At 26.7% G+C, this 3,151-nt stretch carries 2 protein-coding genes; one reads left to right on the forward strand and one right to left on the reverse strand.

Annotated features, from left to right (window positions below):
• Positions 1 to 1,407, reverse strand: a 1,407-nt coding sequence (locus Q0V08_RS11215; RefSeq protein ID WP_297434803.1) for an alkaline phosphatase family protein, incomplete at its 3' end; no start/stop codon positions are given.
• A 187-nt stretch (positions 1,408 to 1,594) separates the two neighbouring features.
• Here Q0V08_RS11215 and Q0V08_RS11220 point away from each other — a divergent pair.
• Positions 1,595 to 3,148, forward strand: a complete 1,554-nt coding sequence (locus tag Q0V08_RS11220) for an ABC-F family ATP-binding cassette domain-containing protein (protein WP_297434804.1) — start codon at positions 1,595 to 1,597, stop codon at positions 3,146 to 3,148.
• The last annotated feature ends 3 nt before the right edge of the window (positions 3,149 to 3,151 follow it).

The raw sequence follows: 3,151 nt of genomic DNA on the forward strand, positions 1-3,151 counted from the left end.
ATTTGAGTCTATATCGTATGGAGCATGATTACTTAAAGTAAAAATTGTTGCAAAAAATGGCTTCTTTATATTATTTAAATAATCGATAGATTTTTCAAATAATTTATCATCTGGTACTCCCCATTTAATAGTTTTATCATCTTTTGAAAAATTTCTTTCGTCTACTATATTATCTACACCATTTAACTTTAAAAACCCAGCCATATTATCAAATTCAGCGTCGCCACCGTATATAAATGACGTTTCATAACCTCTTTCTTTTAAAATCTTTGGTAAAGAAAAAAATGCTTTTTGACCTGCTGTAAATTCTTTAGTTACAGAAATTACTTTGGGCGATGGATATGAAACTGTAACAGATGCTATACCTCTATTAGATCTCGTTCCCGTAGCATAAAAATTATTAAATAAAACTCCTTCTTTTGCTAATTTATTAAAATTAGGTGTTAAATCTATTTGAGCTCCTTGAACTCCAATATATTTTGACATAAAGCTTTCCATTAATACAATTACGACATTATAATTTTTCTGATTTTTTTTTGTATCTGTTATTCTTAATAATGGATTTTTATCAGAAATATATTGAGCTTGTTGATCTTCTACTATTTCTCTTATATTATATTTAAGTTCATCTATTGAAAAAGTTCTTTCTAATGCTCTTCCCTTTCTTTGCTCTTTTTTTAAATTATAATAAGATCTTCCTAAAGAAAAAACAGGATTTATAGCAAATTGATTCATATATGAATATTCTGAATAGTACCCTCTTCCCCAGTCTAAAACTGCCTCTGAAAATCCTCCTCTTGATGAAAATACTCCCAATGTTATAATGACTAAAATAGATACTATAGCTTTTAAATTTGAAAAAAAATCAAACTTTAAATTCAAATTTATTTTTTCTAAATTTTTTTTAGTTAACTTTATAAAGCCTAATGTTAAAATAAAAATAATTGACAAATTTGTTACAGGGTTATAATCGTTTCCTGAAAAAAATGTAGCTATTATTTCATTTGTATCTCCAAAATAGTTTAAAATAGATGAATTGACATTAAAGCCAAATTCTCTAAAATATTCAACATTTCCAAAACTTAAAGAACAAATAATTAAAAATAAAATGCTAGTTGGAATCATATAAATATTCTTTGCCATTTTATAATTTTTTTTATTTAGAATATAAAAAATTATAAATAAAAGTGATGTAATTACAATAAAACTACCAATAATAGAATTATCGAAAATCCATCCAATTTTAAAGCCTTCATAAACTATTTCCTTTGGAATTTTTATCTCCTTTGGAAAAGTTCTATACAAAAAATAAATTCTACTGATTACCATCATAAAATAAAGATAAACATACTGCTTTATAAAAAACTTTAAAATTATAAAACAGTTATTTTGATTGTTTTTTAACATAAAATAAACCTCGCTCATAATTAATTGAGTATAAATTTTAACATTTTTTTTATATTAATACAAGTTTTCTAGTCTTTCTTGAATCCTTGTAAAAAAGTATGTATCATTTATTTAAAAATCATGATAAAATTAGAGCATTGCGTATCGTAAAAAAAATATTAATTAAATATATTAGGAGTTAAATTTTATGAGTATTTTAGATGTTAAAAACGTAAGTCATGGATTTGGTTCTAGAGTTATTTTAGAAAATGCCTCTTTCAGACTTTTAAAGGGTGAACATGTTGGATTGGTAGGAGCCAACGGAGAAGGAAAATCTACATTTTTAAATATTATTACTGGTAAACTTATGCCTGATGAAGGACAAGTTTCTTGGTGTAATCATATCACTACAGGATATCTTGATCAGTATAGTACTTTAGAAAAAGGAAAAACAATTAGAGATATCTTAAAATCTGCTTTTGCTCATATGTTTGAGTTAGAACAAGAAATTATGGATCTTTATACAAAAATGGGAGATTGTACTCCTGAAGAAATGGATACAATTTTAGAAGAGGTTGGAGAAATCCAAAGTATTCTTGAAGGAGCTGATTTTTATAATCTAGATTCTAAAATTGAAGAATATGCTGCTGGATTAGGTTTACTTGATATTGGATTAGAAAGAGATGTTTCTGAACTTTCTGGTGGTCAAAGAGCTAAAATACTTTTAGCTAAAGTTTTATTAGAAAATCCTATGATTCTAATTTTAGACGAGCCTACAAACTTCCTAGATGAAGATCATATAACTTGGCTAAAAAATTTCTTAAAAAGCTATGAAAATGCTTTTATTTTGGTTTCACATGATATTCCATTTTTAAATGAAGTTACAAATGTTATATATCATATTGAAAATGCAGTTTTAACTAGATATACTGGTGACTACTATTATTTTAGAGAGATGTATGAATTGAAAAAAAGACAAATAGAAGCAGCTTATAAGAAACAGCAAAAAGAAATTGCTCATCTGGAAGATTTTATAGCTAGAAATAAAGCTAGGGTTGCTACAACAAACCTAGCTAAAGATAGACAAAAAAAATTAGACCGTATGGAAATTATTGAAATTGCTAGAGAAAAACCTAAACCAATTTTTGGATTTAAAACTGCTCGTACACCATCTAGAGAGATTATTACTGTAAAAGATCTTGTTATTGGATATAATGAACCTTTAACAAAACCACTTAATTTTACAATAGAACGTAATCAAAAAATTGCTATAAAAGGTGTTAATGGTTTAGGTAAATCTACACTTTTAAATACAATTTTAAAAAGAATTAAATCTTTATCTGGAGAGATTGAACATGGACAGTTTTTAGAAATTGGTTATTTCAAACAAGAAGAAGAAAGTTCTTCTACAACTGCTTTAGATGAATTCTGGAACGAATTCCCTGGACTAACTAATGCTGAAGTTAGAGCAGCCCTTGCTAAATGTGGTTTAACTACAGATCACATTACAAGTCAGATGCGTGTTCTATCTGGAGGAGAAAATGCAAAAGTTAGACTTGCTAAAATCATGAACCGTGAAATTAATTTCTTAATTTTAGATGAGCCTACAAATCACTTAGACGTAGACGCAAAAGAAGAATTAAAAAGAGCAATTAAAGAGTTTAATGGAACAGTATTAATGGTAAGCCATGAGCCTGATTTTTATATGGATGTTGCTACTGAAATTTGGAATGTTGAAGATTGGACAACAAAAATAATTTAATAT

It is taken from the genome of uncultured Cetobacterium sp., assembly GCF_947038635.1.
Classification (GTDB): Bacteria; Fusobacteriota; Fusobacteriia; order Fusobacteriales; family Fusobacteriaceae; genus Cetobacterium_A.